Here is a 15,277-nt window from a genome sequence, read left to right as displayed (position 1 = left end):
TTCCTTAAAAAGAAGGGTAGCTAAAAATGGATAATGAAACTATAAAATTTGTTCCAAACAGATTGAAGTCTTTTCCTGTAACAATGTTTGCCATTATTATGGGTTTATCGGGACTAAGTTTAGTTTATAGCAAAGCAAATGAAGTTTTAGGAATAAACAAAATATTTTATGAAATATTTTCATTTTTTACAATTATAATTTTTTTTATAATATTAATTATATATTTTATAAAAATGATGAAATATGATGAAGAAGTTAAAGCAGAATTTTCACATCCCACTAGAATAAACTTTTTTACAGCTATTTCTATATCTTTTATTCTTGTATCTATGTTATTTAAACCTTTTAATATTCAAGTTTCACATAGTTTATTTACTATTGGAACAGTTTTACAACTATTTTTTACATTTTATACTTTCAAGTTTTGGATAAATACACCTTTAAATATAAAACACTCAAGTCCAGCTTGGTTTATCCCTATTATTGGAAATTTAGTAATTCCTATTGCAGGAATTGATTTTCTTAGTGAAAATGTTTTAATGTATTTTTTCTCTATTGGGATTTTTTTCTGGATAATCATGTTTTCTATAATACTAAATAGAATCATTTTTCATGACAAATTTACTCAGAAGTTTATGCCAACACTTTTTATACTTATAGCTCCTCCTAGTGTAGGATTTTTAGCCTATTATAAATTGACTAGTAGTTTAGATGTCTTTTCTATTGTATTATTCAATTTAGGACTATTTTTTACTTTATTACTTTTTTTTATGTATAAAAATTTTTTAAAAATAAAGTTTTTTATCTCATGGTGGGCATTTACTTTTCCTCTTGCTTCTATGACAATTTCTACATTGTTACTTTATTCTATAAACAAAGAGATTATTTATTATTATTTATCATATTTTTTCATTGTTTGTACTACTTGTGTTGTAGGCATTGTAGCGATAAATACCATCAAAGATATTGTTAAAAATGAGATATGCATAATGGAATAGTAATTTTAATGGTAATATAATAGTTTAAAATTTTAAAAGGTATTACTATGAATTATAAATACATTGGAAAAACAGGACTTAGAGTAACTGATATTTGTTTAGGAACTATGACTTTTGGTACAACTACTAATAAAGAAGAAGCTTTTAAAATCATGGATAAAGCTTATGAAAGAGGAATAAACTTTTTTGATACAGCAGAAATATATCCTGTGCCACCAACCGCTGATTTAGGTGGATTAACTGAAGAGATAGTAGGGGAATGGTTAAAAACAAAACCTAGGGATTCTGTTATCTTAGCTTCAAAAGTTGCAGGAGCAGCTTCTGGTTGGTTTGTCCCACCTACAAGACATGGTTTAACAGCAATTGATTCTTTTCATATTAAAAAAGCAATAGAGGGAAGTTTAAAAAGACTTCAAACTGATTATATAGATCTTTATCAAATGCATTGGCCAGATACTATTGTACCTATTGAAGAGTCTTTAAAGGCTTTTGACGAGTTAGTTAAAGAAGGAAAAGTAAGATATATAGGAACTTCAAATGATAGTGCCTATGGTTTAACAAAAGCAAATGAAGCTTCAAAGTATAATAATTTAACTAGATTTGAATCAATTCAAAATAATTTTTCTCTTCTAAATCCAAGATTTTTAGATGAACTTAGCACAATTTGTAGAAAAGAACAAATCTCTTTACTTCCATATTCTCCAATGGCTGGTGGAGTTCTAAGTGGTAAGTATAATGCAGGATTTTACCCTGAAGGTGCTAGATTCTCTTCATATATTCAAAATAAGAATAAAAGAGTACAAGCAATGGCAAATAGATTTGTAAATGATAAAACTATGGCAGCAACAGCTAAATATATGGATTTAGCAAAAAAACTTGGTATGAGTCCAGTAACACTTGCAGTTGCTTGGTCAAAACAACATGATTTTGTCGCTTCAACTATTATAGGTGCAAGAGAACTAGTACAATTAGATGATTCCTTAAAAGCATTAGATATTGTTTTAGATAATAATACTTTAGAAGAAATCAAAACAATTCAAAGTGATATTTTATATCCAATGGGATAATAATATAAGAGATTATTATTGAAAAAAAATTAAAAAGAATTAAAAAAATTAAAATTATTAGTTAGTATTATAAGTAATAATTATTATTAAAAAGTGTACAATCCAAATAAATAATTTTTTAAAGGAAGTATAATAATGAATAAGTTGACAATTTCAAAAAAATTCTTATTTATGACGATTGGATTAGCTATTATTATGATTAGTATTAGTTTCTTCATCTTGAATATAAAGAAAAACTCTATAAAAGATGATGTACTTAATACGACCATAAGTGATTTGAGACAAACCTCTGATTTAAAAATTGAAGGAAAGTTAGAAGTTGGTATTTCAAATGCGATATCAATAGCAAATGATTCTATGATTCAACAGTCACTTATTGATAATAATCGAGAATTAGCAATAAGTGCCTTATCAAGTCTATCAAAAAAGATGAAAGAATCAACACCTTTTAAAAATATAAAGGTACATATTCATACAAAAGATAATAAATCTTTTGTAAGATCTTGGGTTCCAAATAAATTTGGAGACGACTTATCTTCTTTTAGAGATAGTGTTGTCGAAGTAAATAAAAATAAAAAAGTTGTAAATACTTTAGAAGTAGGGAAAGCTGGTCTAAGCATAAGATCTGTTGTTCCTATTTTTACAAAAGATAATGAACATGTTGGTTCATTAGAATTTATGCAGGGAATTAACTCTGTTGCAAAAGCTTTTGATAAAAATGGTGATGCTTTTATTTTACTTATGGACTCAAAATTAGCAGTTGCAGATACTTCGAAATTACAAAAAATAAGTAATTACATAGTTTCTCAAAAATTCTTAAATGAAGAATTTTATAAAGATTCTAAAAATATAGATTTTAACAAACTTCTTAAAAATGGTTATTATGATGACTCAAAGTATTTTTATACTTTTAGTCAAATAAAGGATTTCAAAGGCAAAGATTTAGGAATAGCTTTACTTGGTAGAAAACATGATGTAGTTAATGTATCAATAGATGGAGCTTCTGATATTATTTGGCAAGCTTTAATTTTATTGTTTATTTCTTTATTTTTATCAATGATAGGAAGTTATTTTACTTTGAGATATACTGTTCTTTCTCCTATAAGTAATTTAAAAAATTCTATTGATAGTTTAGTTAATCATACTACAAATGAAACAACAAGAATAGAAGTTAAATCAAATGATGAAATTGGAAGTGTTGTAACTAGTTTCAATAACTACTTAGACGATTTAGATAGGGGTAATAAACTTGATATTAAAGTAATTGATGAAACTAATTTAATCATCGAAAAAGTTAATAGAGGTTTATTGAATGAAAGAGTATTAACAAAAGCTCACTCAACATCAGTTAATAAGCTTGTAGCTGAAGTGAATTCAATGATTGGTGTATTTCAAACTAATTTATTGATGGTTTCTGATGTTTTGATTAATCTTTCACATGCTAATTATGATGCAAAAATACCAGATGTAAAACTAACAGGAACTCTTAGTTCTATTTTTGATGGAATAAAAGTAACTCAATCAACAATCAATGAAGTAATGTGTTTAATTGATAATGCAAATAATAAATTAACATCAAGTGCTTTTGAATTATCAAGTGCATCAAGTAAACTTAGTACTTCTTCAAATGAACAAGCAGCTTCTTTAGAAGAAACAGCAGCTGCTATTCAAGAGATATCTTCAACTATTCAAAGCAGTAGTGAAACAGCAACTAAAATGTCACAATATACAAAAAATGTAAGTGAATCAAATGAGAATGGAAAACAACTTGCTTTTAAAACAGCTGCAGCAATGGAAGAGTTAAGTTCTAAAGTAAGTGCGATTAATGAATCAATTTCTATAATTGATCAAATAGCTTTTCAAACAAATATTTTAAGTCTAAATGCAGCAGTAGAAGCAGCAACTGCGGGTGAAGCAGGAAAAGGCTTTGCAGTAGTTGCTCAAGAGGTTAGAAACTTAGCTTCAAGAAGTGCAGAAGCAGCAAAAGAGATAAAAACTTTAGTGGAAGATGCAACTTTAAAAGCAAGTCAAAGTAAAGATATTTCAAATCAAATGATTACTGGTTATAATCAATTAAATGAGAGCATAACTTATACAATAGAACTTATTGAAGATGTAGCAACTGCAACAAAAGAGCAAGAATCAGCTATGAGTCAAATAAGTGATACTGTTAACTCTTTAGATCAAGCAACACAACAAAATGCAGCTTTAGCAACATCAATAAATGAGATGTCAAAAGTGACATCAGACCTTGCTTCACAATTACAAAATGCTATTAATAGAACTAGTTTTGACAAAAATGCCAGTAAAAGGATTTGTGATGAAAACCTTATTTTTGATGTAAATAAATTAAAATCTGACCATTTGGTATTTAAAAATATTAATTTTTCAGAGTGTAGAAAAGGTAATGATTTTAAAGTTAAAACCCATCATGAATGTAATCTTGGAAAATGGATTGATGAACATGAAGATACCTCTTTTAATCAGACGAAAGATTGGGCTAATTTAAAAGAAGCGCATAAACATGTTCATGAACTTGTACAAAAAACAGTAGACTTATATGCTAGAGGTGCATCTAATGATGAGATTTTCGAAGTAACTGAATCAGTAGAAAATAATATTAATATAGTATTTGAATCTCTTAATACTATAAGAGAAGAAAATTGTAAAAACAATTAGACTTAAAAAATAATATTTAACCTTTTTGATTATTATAAGTTTTATAAAATCAAAAAAGGTTAAATTATGTAAAAAATATAATACTTTATACATAACTTCTACTTATTTGCTATATTATTAACAGAATATAAATATAAAAATCAAAATATATCTTGAAAATTAATTAAAAAATTTGCTTTCTTTTTGTTATTGTATTAAAATTAAATAGTAAAAAATCAAAAAAGGAGTTATTCATGTTAGACAAAAAAATCTTAGAATTTTTAGACTGTGACATTTATAAATACAGCTACGCAAAAGAATGTTTCCAAATCAGTAATTACTTTAAAACTGATATTAATTCACTTATGGATGAAGTAAAAAAAATCATTAATGTACTACACGAAAATAGCATTAAATATAAAATCTTAAAAGACAACACTATAAAGTTAGACTTATAGTCTATTCTGACTCAAATAAATTATAAACTCAATTTAATTAAAAGTATTTAGGTGAAAATTTTGGAAAGGAATATTATCCCTTCCCCCTTTTTTATAATGCAGTAGACATTATTTTATTTAATGCTTCTTTTGTATAAATATCGCCAAGGCCAAAATGTTCTGCACTTTTATTAGTGTTTTCTATGATTTTCTCTAAATCAGATTCTTTAATATTTAGTTGACTTAATTTGGTAGGAGTTCCAATTTTATTAAACCAATTTTCTAAGGCTTCGATGCCTTCAATTGCAGTTGATAAACCAAAAATTTCTTTTGCAAATCTAGTAAATTGGTTTTCATTTCTTTTATAATACCATTTCATCCATGCTGGCATAACAACAGACAATCCTGCTCCATGAGGCACATTATGAAGTGCAGATAAAGTATGCTCAATCATGTGATTAGGAAAAGTATATCCCGCTGTTCCTAAAAAAGTAGTACCATTTAATGCATTAGTTGCTGCCCAAGCAAATTCCCCTCTTGTATCATAATCTTTTGGATTGTTTATTAAAACTTCTGTTGTATCAATAACTGTTTTAATTATAGATTCTATTTGTCTATTTAAAAAAGCTGGTTGAGCACTTGCAGTAAAATATCCTTCTATACTATGAGCTATGATATCAGCTGCTGAATATACTAAGTATTCTTTTGAAATTGATTGCATAAGTAATGGATTTATAACTGATACTTTTGGGTAAACATGTGAAGAAAAAATTGAATACTTTTCTTTTGTCTCTTCATTTGTAATCACAGCAAAACAGTTCATTTCACTACCCGTTGCTGCTAATGTCATAATATCAAATACAGGTAAAGCCTTTTTAATAACTTCTTTTTTTATAAAAAAATCCCAAACATCTCCATCATAAAAAGCTCCTGCTGCGATGGCTTTAGCACTATCAAGAACAGAACCTCCCCCAATAGCCAAAATACCATCAATAGAATTATCTTTAGTAATTTTTATTCCTTCTTTTACTTTTGATAAAGTTGGGTTACTAATAATTCCTCTAAAATCAATATACTCAATACCATTTTCTTTTAAACTAATTACTACTAGGTCAAATAAACCATCTTTTTTTATTCGTTCACTTCCATAACATATTAATACTTTTTTAACATTATTTGAAATAATATATTCACCAATATTTTTTTCTTTATCTTTGCCAAACTCAACTTGAGTAGGATTGCAATAACTAAAGTCTTCCATAAAATCTCCTATAAAAAATTATATTCTTATTATATCATGACTAAAATATATGTATATAATAAGAATATATTTTAAAGTTGAAGAAACTTTATTTATAATACAATACCTAAATATTAAATAAGAAAAAAAATAAAAATTTTAATAAGGAAATTAATGTCAAATGGTCATTTATTAAGCTCTCTTCTATATCTTTTTACTATAGTTGCAATTTTAGTAACTCTATCCAAAAGACTAGGGCTTGGTAGTATTTTAGGTCTATTAATAGCTGGTATAATTGTTGGACCATTTTCTCCTGGACCAATTTTGACAAAAGAAGTAGGATCTGTTCGTAATATCGCAGAATTTGGTGTAGTGCTTTTACTTTTTGTCATTGGTTTAGAAATGCAACCTAAAAAACTTTGGAGTATGAGAAAAGAGGTTTTTGGATTAGGAAGTGCACAAATATTATTTTCAGCTTTTTTTATATTCTTATATTCTATTTTTTACGCAAAGTCTTGGCAAATAGCTTTACTTATTGCTCCTACATTTGCTCTTTCCTCAACAGCTTTTGTAATGCAAATATTACAAGACAAAGGGATAACTCACACTCCAGAAGGGCAAACTAGTTTTTCTATCTTACTGATGCAAGATTTAGCAGTGGTTCCTCTTTTAGCCTTAGTTCCTATTGTAGCAGTTAATCAAGTATCATCAAGTGAGTCAATTTGGATAGAAGTATTGATTGCGATTGGTTCAATTGTTGCTTTAACTTTATTTGGTAAATATGTTGTACCAAAATTATTAGATTATTTGGCAAAACATCAAAATAAAGATGCTTTTTTCTTTTTTGTGATAACAGCTGTAGTATTTGCAGCTTGGGCTATGGAACATTCTGGTCTTTCTATGTCACTTGGGGCATTTATTATGGGTATGATTTTATCAAATTCTAAATATCATTATCAAATTAGAGCATATGTGGAGCCTTATAAAGGGTTACTTATGGCTATGTTTTTTGTTGCTGTTGGTATGTCTATAGATTTAGAAGCTATGGTTGATAAACCTTTAATTTTACTACAACATTTAGTTGTTATTATGTCAATAAAGATTGTAGCACTTTTTGCTTTTATGGTTTTTATGGGATATAAAAAATCAACTGCGATATCAGTATCCTTTCTCTTAGCACAAAGTGGAGAGTTTGGCTTTGTAGTATTTGGTGCAATGAAAGCAGTTGGGGGAATAAGTGATGAACTTTTTGTAGCAAGTATTACAATTATCTCTATTAGTATGCTTTTAACTCCTCTTCTTGTAAATTTAAGTGAAAAACTTGCACTTAAATTTGATACATCTCCTATAAAAATAAAATCAGCATATGTGCCTAAAACAGAGTGGGAAGGTGTGATTATCGCAGGATATGGAGAAGTTGGAAGATTAACTGCTACTATGCTTGATTATGCAAATATACCTTTTGTGGCTTTTGATATAGATGCAAAAAGAGTCGAAATAGGTGAAAAAGAGGGAAGAGCTGTATATTATGGGGAGTTGAGTGATTTAGACTTTATTACAAGGATAGGCTTAGAAAATGCAAAAGCAGTTATTCTTACAATCGAAAATCACCATACAACAGTAAAAATTATTTCGCATATTAGAAATGAATATCCATATTTACGTATACTTTCAAGAACAAAAAGTATGAAAACAAGAGACTTATTAGTCAAACATGGAGTATCTTGGGCAATGCCAGTATCTTCTGAAGGAGCTCTAAGACTAGGGGCAGAAACTTTACTAGGTCTTGGAAGAACAAGAGAAGATGTAATTGATATCTTAACTTACTTTAGAAAAAATGATTATGAAACAATCAAAGAACTTCATGAAAAAGATGAGAAAAAGTAAATAGAGCATGAAAATAAAATAAGGAAGTAAAATTGAAAATACGAGTTTATTATGAAGATACGGATTGTGGTGGGGTTGTTTATCACTCAAATTATTTAAGCTTTTGTGAAAGAGCTAGAAGTGAGTTGTTTTTTAAAAAGGGTTTGACTCCTCATCAGGAAACGGAATATTTTGTTGTAAAATCACTTGAAGCTAATTACATAAGTTCAGCAGTTTTTGGAGATGAGCTTTTTGTTAAAACTAAACTTATTGAACAAAAATCTGCATCATTAGTTTTACATCAAGAGATAATAAGAGATGAAAAAATCATATTTGAAATGAATGTAAAAGTTGTATATTTAAAAAATAAAAAGCCATCAAAAATTCCAAATGAAATGTATGAGGTATTTAAAAATGAGTAAGATATTTTTAGTTTTATTTCTTCTTTTTTCTTCTAGTTTTGCTAGTAGTAAAATTTATTTTTTGCCTAAAGATGCAAAAATATCAAGTGAAAAAATTATCTCATTAATAGATAATTCTAAGAGTTCGATAGATATTTCTATGTATAATTTGTCGTATAAAAAGCTTATAAATAGCTTAAATAAAGCTTCAAAAAGAGGAGTTGTTATAAACTTGTACTTAGATAAATCTAAATTTAAGAAAAGTGATAAAATCAATAATTTAGTGAAAAATAGTGGTATTAAATACAAAGTATTAGAGAAAAAGAATCATTTAAAGCTGGCATTGTTTGATAAAAGTACAGCAGTTTTCGGAAGTGCAAATTGGACAAAAGAGTCTTTTGGAGACAATTTTGAAATTATTTATATGACTGATGAACACAAAGATATAAATCAAATAAATGAGATATTTAATAGCTTGGAAAAAAATTATTAACTACTATATTTTTTTTACTACTATGCAAGTTACAAGTAGATAAAATATCTAAAATTATAAAAGGATATTTTGTGTTAGGAACTTTTGTTATTGCTTATTGTTTTTATTTTTTATTTAATATTTATACTTCATTTATGCAAGTTGGATTTGTACAAAATGCAAAGAATCTGAAACCTGTAATACTTTCAGATGATAAATATAAAACAGCAGCAAACTATACTATTGAAAAAGAAAGAGTTGCAATTCTTTCTACTTTATATGACTTTGTCATCTTCTTTTTGTGGATAAAGTTTGGATTAGGATTTTTAGATTCAATCATTACCACTCAAGAACTTTGGTTAAAAGCTATTATTTTTGTGGATGCGTTTATTATCATAAATTGGATTTTAGGCTTGCCATTTGACTTATATTCAACGTTTAAATTAAATAAAAAATATGGTTTTTCTAATATGACAGCAAAATTATATATTATGGATACGCTTAAAACAGGTGTTTTATTTTTAGTTTTTGGATCTATTGTTATTGCTGCGATTTCTTTTATAATCCAATCTTTTCCTATGTGGTGGATTTGGGGTTTTATTTTTATTTTTGCAGTAATTATTTTAATAAATATGCTTTATCCAGTGATTAGAGATAAGATGTTTGATAAATTTGAACCTTTGAAAGATAAAGAACTAGAAGAAAAAATCAATAACCTTCTAAATGAAGTAGGATTTAAAAGTTCTGGTGTATTTTCAGTTGATGCAAGTAAAAGAGACAATCGACTAAATGCTTATTTTGGAGGTTTGGGAAGTACTAAAAGGGTAGTTTTATTTGATACCTTGATTGAAAAACTTTCTCATAATGAATTATTGGCAGTTTTAGGTCACGAATTAGGACACTTTAAAAATGGTGATATTTTGAAAAATATTGGAATTATGGGCTTTATTATGTTTATATTTTTTGCAATATTTGGAAATCTTGGAGATGAAATCTTTTTAGGGCTTAATATTTCAAATGAACCATATGCGATTATTACAGTATTTTTGATGTTTTCACCTATACTTTCGTTTTTCCTTATGCCTTTGATGTCTTTGATTTCTAGACATAATGAATATGCAGCTGATGAGTTTGGTTCAAATCTTCAAACAAAAGAGGACTTAGTAAGTGCTTTATTAAAACTTGCAAATGAGAATAAGTCATTTCCTTTATCTCATCCTTTATATATCTTCTTTTATTATTCTCATCCACCATTGGTAGAGAGATTTAAAGAGTTGGGTTATGATGTACATTCAGAATCCAATAGTGCTTTGAAAGATGAATTTAATTTAAATGTCTAATGAAATTCTAATCTTTTTGACTGTAGTTTTTATATCAATACTAATCACATACATTGTAGTGCGATTAGTTTATGAGAAAAGATTATCAACTTTAGTTTATGAAAAAGAGTCTATGCAAAAAGAGATACTTCAAAGATTAGAGTTCGAAAAGATTAGATATGAAGAGTCTAAAAAGGCTATGAATAGTGAGTTTAAAATAAGAGTAGAGTCTTATGATGAAAAACTTCAGCTTTTGGAAGATTCTAAAAAACAAATGAAATTAGAGTTTGAATCTTTGGCAAATAAGCTTTTTGAAGAGAATTCAAAGAAGTCATCACTAAATCTAAATCAAGTATTAAATCCCTTTAAAGAACAACTGAATAGTTTTGGGAAGAGGGTAAATGATATTTATAATGATGAAACACAACAAAGAGTTACATTATTAACAGAGATTAAAAATCTAAAAGATTTAAATAATCAGATATCCCAAGATGCAGTTAATCTAACCAAAGCATTAAAAGGTGAAAATAAAACCCAAGGTGATTGGGGTGAGATGATTTTATCCAAGATTTTAGAACAAACAGGGCTTAGAGAAGGAGTAGAGTACTCAACACAAGGAAGTTTTACAAATGTTGAGGGAAAAAGGCTAAGACCAGATGTAATAGTGCATCTTCCTCAGGATAAAGATGTAATAATTGACTCAAAGGTCTCACTTCTTGCATATACAAATTATGTAGAAAGTGAAGAGGAAATAGAAAAAGAGAAATATGCAAAAGATTTAACAAAATCTATTTATGCTCATATAAAAGGACTAAGTTCTAAAAACTATGATGAAATAAGTGATTTGAAAACTTTAGACTTTGTTTTGCTTTTTATTCCTATTGAGGGGGCTTTTATGTTAGCAGCTTCTAAAGATAGCAATCTTTTTAAAGTAGCATTTGAAAGTAATATTATGCTTGTTTCTCCTTCAACTTTGTTTGTGACTTTACGAACAATAGAGAATATTTGGAGATATGAGCATCAAAATGAAAATGCTTTAATTATCTCAAAAAAAGCAGCTGATTTATATGATAAATTTGCCTCTTTTGTAAAAGATATAGAAAATATAGGTATACATATCGATAGAAGTAAAAAATCTTATGATGAAGCTATCAATAAGTTAAGTGTTGGAAGAGGAAATCTTCTAAGAAGGGCTCAAGAGTTTGAGGAGCTGGGTGTAAAAGCTAAGAAAACTATTGATGAAAGTAAACTGTTAGGTGAATAAATGGACTTAATATTAGAATTTACAACAAATTTTTTAAAACTATTAGATGCAATGAGTATCTATGTAATAGTTGGACTTTTTATAGCAGGGATTTTAAAACAATTAATCCCTGATGATTTTATATCTTCTCATTTGGGTAAAAACTCAACTATGTCAGTTATAAAAGCAACAATTTTTGGAATACCATTACCTGTTTGTTCTTGTTCTGTTATTCCTTTGGCACAAGGATTAAAAAAAGAGGGTGCAAGTAAGGGCTCAATTCAGAGTTTCTTAATCTCAACTCCAATAACTGGTGTTGATTCTATATTAGCTACTTTTTCTTTTTTTGGTATTGTATTTACTATTTTTAGAGTTGTCTCTTCTGTAGTTATCGCCATAATTGTAGGACTTATACAAAACTTTTTTGAGAAAAAAGAGGAAGCGGTTATTGAGAAACCAAAATTTCAAGCTTTTACTCCAAACTCAAGTTTTGCAGTTAATCCTACTTTTAAAGCACAAGAAATGAAGGAGAGTGAAAGTTCTTGTTGTAGTGGTTCTAGTTGTTGTTCTAGTTCATCAAAGACTAAGGAAGGTTTTTCTGTGAAAAAAGCCTTCTCTTATGGATATGGAACTCTTTTTTCTGATATGGCAAAATCCTTATTGATTGGATTGATTTTAGGGGCTCTTTTTACAACATTTATTCCTCAAGAGTATGCAAAACTTCTGTTTGACAATCAAATATTGACTTATTTTGTGATTTTACTTTTTGCTATTCCTTTATATACTTGTGCAACAGCATCTTTACCAATTGCAGCTGCACTTATGCTTCAAGGAATGAGTGCAGGAGCTGTATTTATATTTTTAACAGCAGGGCCTGCTACTAGTGCTGTTACTATGAGTATAGTTTATAAAATGTTAGGTAGAAGATCATTGATAATTTATGTAAGTGTTATTGCAATATTATCATTAGTTTTTGGATTTGCTTTTGATTTTTATTTTGAACACTTAGAATTACTATCTATTTCTAATGATGTGGATGAGACAAGCCTTTTGAAATCTTTAGCTTCTTTATTTATGTTAATATTAATAGTTTATCATTTATATAGAATCAAGTTTCCTAAAAAAGGAGCAACATGTTGCTCATAGTAAAATAATATGATATATGACAAGGGCTTAGATGTAAATAGAAGATTTGCACAAAATATGAAAATATATACAAAAAAAATAGCAAATAAGAACGATAGAGAGGTTATGATTGTATCTGTGGATATTTTGGAAGATACCTTGGATAAATTGCTCAAAGTTAAATTAGCACAAGTATCAGCAAAAGCTGAACTACCTCAAATGTCTTATTCCTCAAAAGTTGATTTGTGTTATAAAATGGAATTAATAAAAAGTGCCTTAAGAAGAACTTTACAAATTTTTGGAAATCTGGTTGAAAACTTTACAAAAGAAGAAGAGAATAATGCATATGGGAATTTAGAAGTTCAAACAAATATTTTAGAACTTTGTAAAATAAATGATAATGATATTTTCAATTTGATACTTAAATTAATAAATTCTGACCCAAGTGTTGAAGAAAAATATGAAAAAGTGGATGATTTGGTTGAATATATAGGTTGGAGTGGTACAGTTAAATTTATTTGTTCGATTATCAATGCTTCTTTAATAGAAGCATTGATAGAGTTGGAGTAGAGTTATTTTTTAGTCATCCCAAATGATTTGTAATAAACAAAGGCTTTATTAGAGTTTTTCAAAAAACCCCATTGTCTATAATTTTTTTCATCAATTGATTTAAAAGTTACTAGATTATTATTCTTAAACTCTTTATTTATAATGTTAGAGCATTTATTGTTCATATTTGGTAAAGTAGTTACTTTATCTTCTATTAGATTATTTAAAAGTGCTTTATCATTATTTGGTATTTCAAATATTGCACAAGAAGAATATTCACCTTCTATATTTAAAAAAGAAGTGTATTTTTTGATTACTTTTATCTCTTTACTAAATGTTATATTTGAGAATTTATTTAGATTATTAATATAATAACTTTCTCTTGGAAAAAAAACTTCATAAGATATAACAATATATGATATCCATATTAAAGAGAGTGCATACTTCATATATGGCTTGTGGTTCCAGTATTTAATTGTTGACATGATAGGAAGTATTATTAAAAATACTATTCCCATTAGTATAATTATTAAGTGCTCAAACATTAGTTCAACTCATTTAATAATAATATATCAACCAAATCACCAGCTTTTATATCCTCACTATCTTTTGCTTGTATAAGTAAAGCAGGACTACCTAAAAGATTTGTTAATATAGCACTAGTTCCTTGTTTTTTTCCCTCAAAATCAATATGATATTCACCATTTTCATATTTTACATTACAAGCTGTAAACACAGTCTTTTTTATTTTTACAGGAAAGTCTTGATTTATTCTGGCTTTTACTATAGGAAGTTCTTTTTTAGAACCTTCATATTTATAAATCATAGGAAGTAGATATAAAATAGCACATACAGTTGAACTATATGCAAATCCAGGAAGAGAGATAATTAGCTTATTGTCTTTTTTAGCTATTAATATTGGACCTCCTGGTTTAATAGTTACACCATGGAATAAAACTTCAGCTCCAAGTTTTTCTTTTACAACATCTTGTACAAAGTCATAATCACCTTTTGATACACCACCCGTGGTAACAACTATATCAGAATTATTTAAAGCTGTTTTCATCATTTGAGTAATTGAATCCATATCATCTTTAATTGTTCCCATTTGAATAGTTTTTGCACCAGCTCTTTTAGCTAAGGCTTCAACGGTAAGATGATTTGAACTTCTTATTTGTGATATATTTGTTTGAACTTCTCCAATATCTAGTATTTCACTTCCTGTACTTGCAATACTTACTACCACTTGAGAATAAACACTTACTTGTGATATATTAAGTGAAGCTATTACTCCAATCTCTGCAAAACCTATTTGAGTACCTTTTTTTAATAAAACTTCATTTTCTTTATAATTTTCACCAATATCTCTTACTGCAAAACCTCTGGGTACTTTTTGATTGATTCTTATAGAATTATTTATTACTTCAATATTTTCAACTGGTATAAGAGTATCTGCACCTTCTGGCATCAAAGAGCCAGTAAACGTTTTTATGCAAGTTCCATTTTCAACTTTTGATTCAATAACACTTCCTGCTGGGTTATCATCTGTTATTTTGATAGTGCTTAATTTTTGATCTTCACTTTTGATGGCATAGCCATCCATTCCAGATGTAACAAAAGCTGGTGAGTTTTCACTTGCAATGATGTCTTCTGCTAGTATTCTTCCTAATGAGTTTGTTAAAAATAATTTTTCCTTAATTTTTTCTTCTAAAAAAATATTATTTAATGTATTTAAAGAATCTTCATAATTTATTATATTTTTCATTTATCCCTCCAAATTTTGAAAAGAAATAGTAACATAATGAAGAGAAAAAACAACTTTATAAGTCGAAAAATAGTTGTTTTTAAGCCCGAACATAGCATTAGCATAGCATATTACATTTTTTTATGAAATTCCATAAA

General features: G+C 27.6%; 13 protein-coding genes. 10 read left to right on the top strand and 3 right to left on the bottom strand.

Annotated elements, in window-relative coordinates:
- The first annotated feature begins 26 nt into the window (after window positions 1-26).
- The 3 genes from ACNI3D_RS09565 to ACNI3D_RS09555 all read left to right on the top strand — a co-directional run bounded on the left by ACNI3D_RS09565 (window position 27) and on the right by ACNI3D_RS09555 (window position 4,744).
- Window positions 27-998 carry an SLAC1 anion channel family protein gene (locus ACNI3D_RS09565; protein WP_129099383.1) on the top strand — a complete coding sequence of 324 codons (972 nt, stop codon included), beginning with the start codon at window positions 27-29 and terminating at the stop codon, window positions 996-998.
- A 47-nt stretch (window positions 999-1,045) separates the two neighbouring features.
- Window positions 1,046-2,065: an aldo/keto reductase gene (locus ACNI3D_RS09560; protein ID WP_419766821.1), complete on the top strand. Its 1,020-nt coding sequence runs from the start codon at window positions 1,046-1,048 to the stop codon at window positions 2,063-2,065.
- A gap of 135 nt (window positions 2,066-2,200) precedes the next feature.
- Window positions 2,201-4,744 carry a methyl-accepting chemotaxis protein gene (locus tag ACNI3D_RS09555; RefSeq protein WP_419766820.1) on the top strand — a complete coding sequence of 848 codons (2,544 nt, stop codon included), beginning with the start codon at window positions 2,201-2,203 and terminating at the stop codon, window positions 4,742-4,744.
- 528 nt (window positions 4,745-5,272) lie between these two features.
- Here ACNI3D_RS09555 and ACNI3D_RS09550 read toward each other — a convergent pair.
- Window positions 5,273-6,421 carry an iron-containing alcohol dehydrogenase gene (locus ACNI3D_RS09550; RefSeq protein WP_419766819.1) on the bottom strand — a complete coding sequence of 383 codons (1,149 nt, stop codon included), beginning with the start codon at window positions 6,419-6,421 and terminating at the stop codon, window positions 5,273-5,275.
- A 153-nt stretch (window positions 6,422-6,574) separates the two neighbouring features.
- Here ACNI3D_RS09550 and ACNI3D_RS09545 point away from each other — a divergent pair, with 153 nt between their 5' ends.
- From ACNI3D_RS09545 to ACNI3D_RS09515, 7 genes are all read left to right on the top strand, one after another.
- On the top strand, window positions 6,575-8,287 hold the full coding sequence (locus ACNI3D_RS09545) for a cation:proton antiporter domain-containing protein (protein WP_419766818.1): 1,713 nt from the start codon (window positions 6,575-6,577) through the stop codon (window positions 8,285-8,287).
- A gap of 32 nt (window positions 8,288-8,319) precedes the next feature.
- Window positions 8,320-8,688 (top strand): YbgC/FadM family acyl-CoA thioesterase, encoded by a 369-nt coding sequence (locus tag ACNI3D_RS09540; protein WP_375723879.1) that lies wholly within the window; start codon window positions 8,320-8,322, stop codon window positions 8,686-8,688.
- Complete coding sequence (locus ACNI3D_RS09535; protein WP_419766817.1) at window positions 8,681-9,160, top strand: phospholipase D-like domain-containing protein; 480 nt, start codon at window positions 8,681-8,683, stop codon at window positions 9,158-9,160. Before ACNI3D_RS09540 ends, ACNI3D_RS09535 begins: the two co-directional genes overlap by 8 nt.
- A 71-nt stretch (window positions 9,161-9,231) precedes the next feature.
- A complete protein-coding gene (locus tag ACNI3D_RS09530) occupies window positions 9,232-10,479 on the top strand; it encodes a M48 family metallopeptidase (protein ID WP_419766816.1) in 1,248 nt (415 codons plus the stop codon).
- On the top strand, window positions 10,472-11,722 hold the full coding sequence (locus ACNI3D_RS09525) for a DNA recombination protein RmuC (RefSeq protein WP_419766815.1): 1,251 nt from the start codon (window positions 10,472-10,474) through the stop codon (window positions 11,720-11,722). Before ACNI3D_RS09530 ends, ACNI3D_RS09525 begins: the two co-directional genes overlap by 8 nt.
- Window positions 11,723-12,847 (top strand): SO_0444 family Cu/Zn efflux transporter, encoded by a 1,125-nt coding sequence (locus ACNI3D_RS09520; protein WP_419766814.1) that lies wholly within the window; start codon window positions 11,723-11,725, stop codon window positions 12,845-12,847.
- A 9-nt stretch (window positions 12,848-12,856) separates the two neighbouring features.
- Window positions 12,857-13,396: a hypothetical protein gene (locus tag ACNI3D_RS09515; protein WP_419766813.1), complete on the top strand. Its 540-nt coding sequence runs from the start codon at window positions 12,857-12,859 to the stop codon at window positions 13,394-13,396.
- Between the two features lie 2 nt (window positions 13,397-13,398).
- Here the strand turns inward: ACNI3D_RS09515 and ACNI3D_RS09510 are convergent, their stop codons facing one another.
- Together ACNI3D_RS09510 and ACNI3D_RS09505 are read right to left on the bottom strand one after the other, a co-directional pair.
- On the bottom strand, window positions 13,399-13,920 hold the full coding sequence (locus tag ACNI3D_RS09510; protein ID WP_419766812.1) for a hypothetical protein: 522 nt from the start codon (window positions 13,918-13,920) through the stop codon (window positions 13,399-13,401).
- Window positions 13,920-15,140 carry a molybdopterin molybdotransferase MoeA gene (locus ACNI3D_RS09505; protein WP_419766811.1) on the bottom strand — a complete coding sequence of 407 codons (1,221 nt, stop codon included), beginning with the start codon at window positions 15,138-15,140 and terminating at the stop codon, window positions 13,920-13,922. The genes ACNI3D_RS09510 and ACNI3D_RS09505 overlap by 1 nt, the downstream gene beginning before the upstream one ends.
- Window positions 15,141-15,277: the final 137 nt, after the last annotated feature.

The organism is Arcobacter siniprincipis (SeqCode), from assembly GCF_048571125.1.
Classification (GTDB): Bacteria; Campylobacterota; Campylobacteria; order Campylobacterales; family Arcobacteraceae; genus Arcobacter; species Arcobacter siniprincipis.
The sequence above is the reverse complement of the archived record's forward strand: the minus strand, read 5'-3'. Positions and strand labels throughout refer to the sequence as shown.

Bases quoted from the DNA above. Each gene is read 5' to 3' on its own strand.
- ACNI3D_RS09510 (WP_419766812.1), bottom strand. From the start codon at position 13,920: ATGTTTGAGCACTTAATAATTATACTAATGGGAATAGTATTTTTAATA.
- ACNI3D_RS09515 (WP_419766813.1), top strand. From the start codon at position 12,857: ATGATATATGACAAGGGCTTAGATGTAAATAGAAGATTTGCACAAAAT.
- ACNI3D_RS09545 (WP_419766818.1), top strand. From the start codon at position 6,575: ATGTCAAATGGTCATTTATTAAGCTCTCTTCTATATCTTTTTACTATA.
- ACNI3D_RS09560 (WP_419766821.1), top strand. From the start codon at position 1,046: ATGAATTATAAATACATTGGAAAAACAGGACTTAGAGTAACTGATATT.
- ACNI3D_RS09535 (WP_419766817.1), top strand. From the start codon at position 8,681: ATGAGTAAGATATTTTTAGTTTTATTTCTTCTTTTTTCTTCTAGTTTT.
- ACNI3D_RS09520 (WP_419766814.1), top strand. From the start codon at position 11,723: ATGGACTTAATATTAGAATTTACAACAAATTTTTTAAAACTATTAGAT.
- ACNI3D_RS09555 (WP_419766820.1), top strand. From the start codon at position 2,201: ATGAATAAGTTGACAATTTCAAAAAAATTCTTATTTATGACGATTGGA.
- ACNI3D_RS09550 (WP_419766819.1), bottom strand. From the start codon at position 6,421: ATGGAAGACTTTAGTTATTGCAATCCTACTCAAGTTGAGTTTGGCAAA.
- ACNI3D_RS09565 (WP_129099383.1), top strand. From the start codon at position 27: ATGGATAATGAAACTATAAAATTTGTTCCAAACAGATTGAAGTCTTTT.
- ACNI3D_RS09525 (WP_419766815.1), top strand. From the start codon at position 10,472: ATGTCTAATGAAATTCTAATCTTTTTGACTGTAGTTTTTATATCAATA.
- ACNI3D_RS09505 (WP_419766811.1), bottom strand. From the start codon at position 15,140: ATGAAAAATATAATAAATTATGAAGATTCTTTAAATACATTAAATAAT.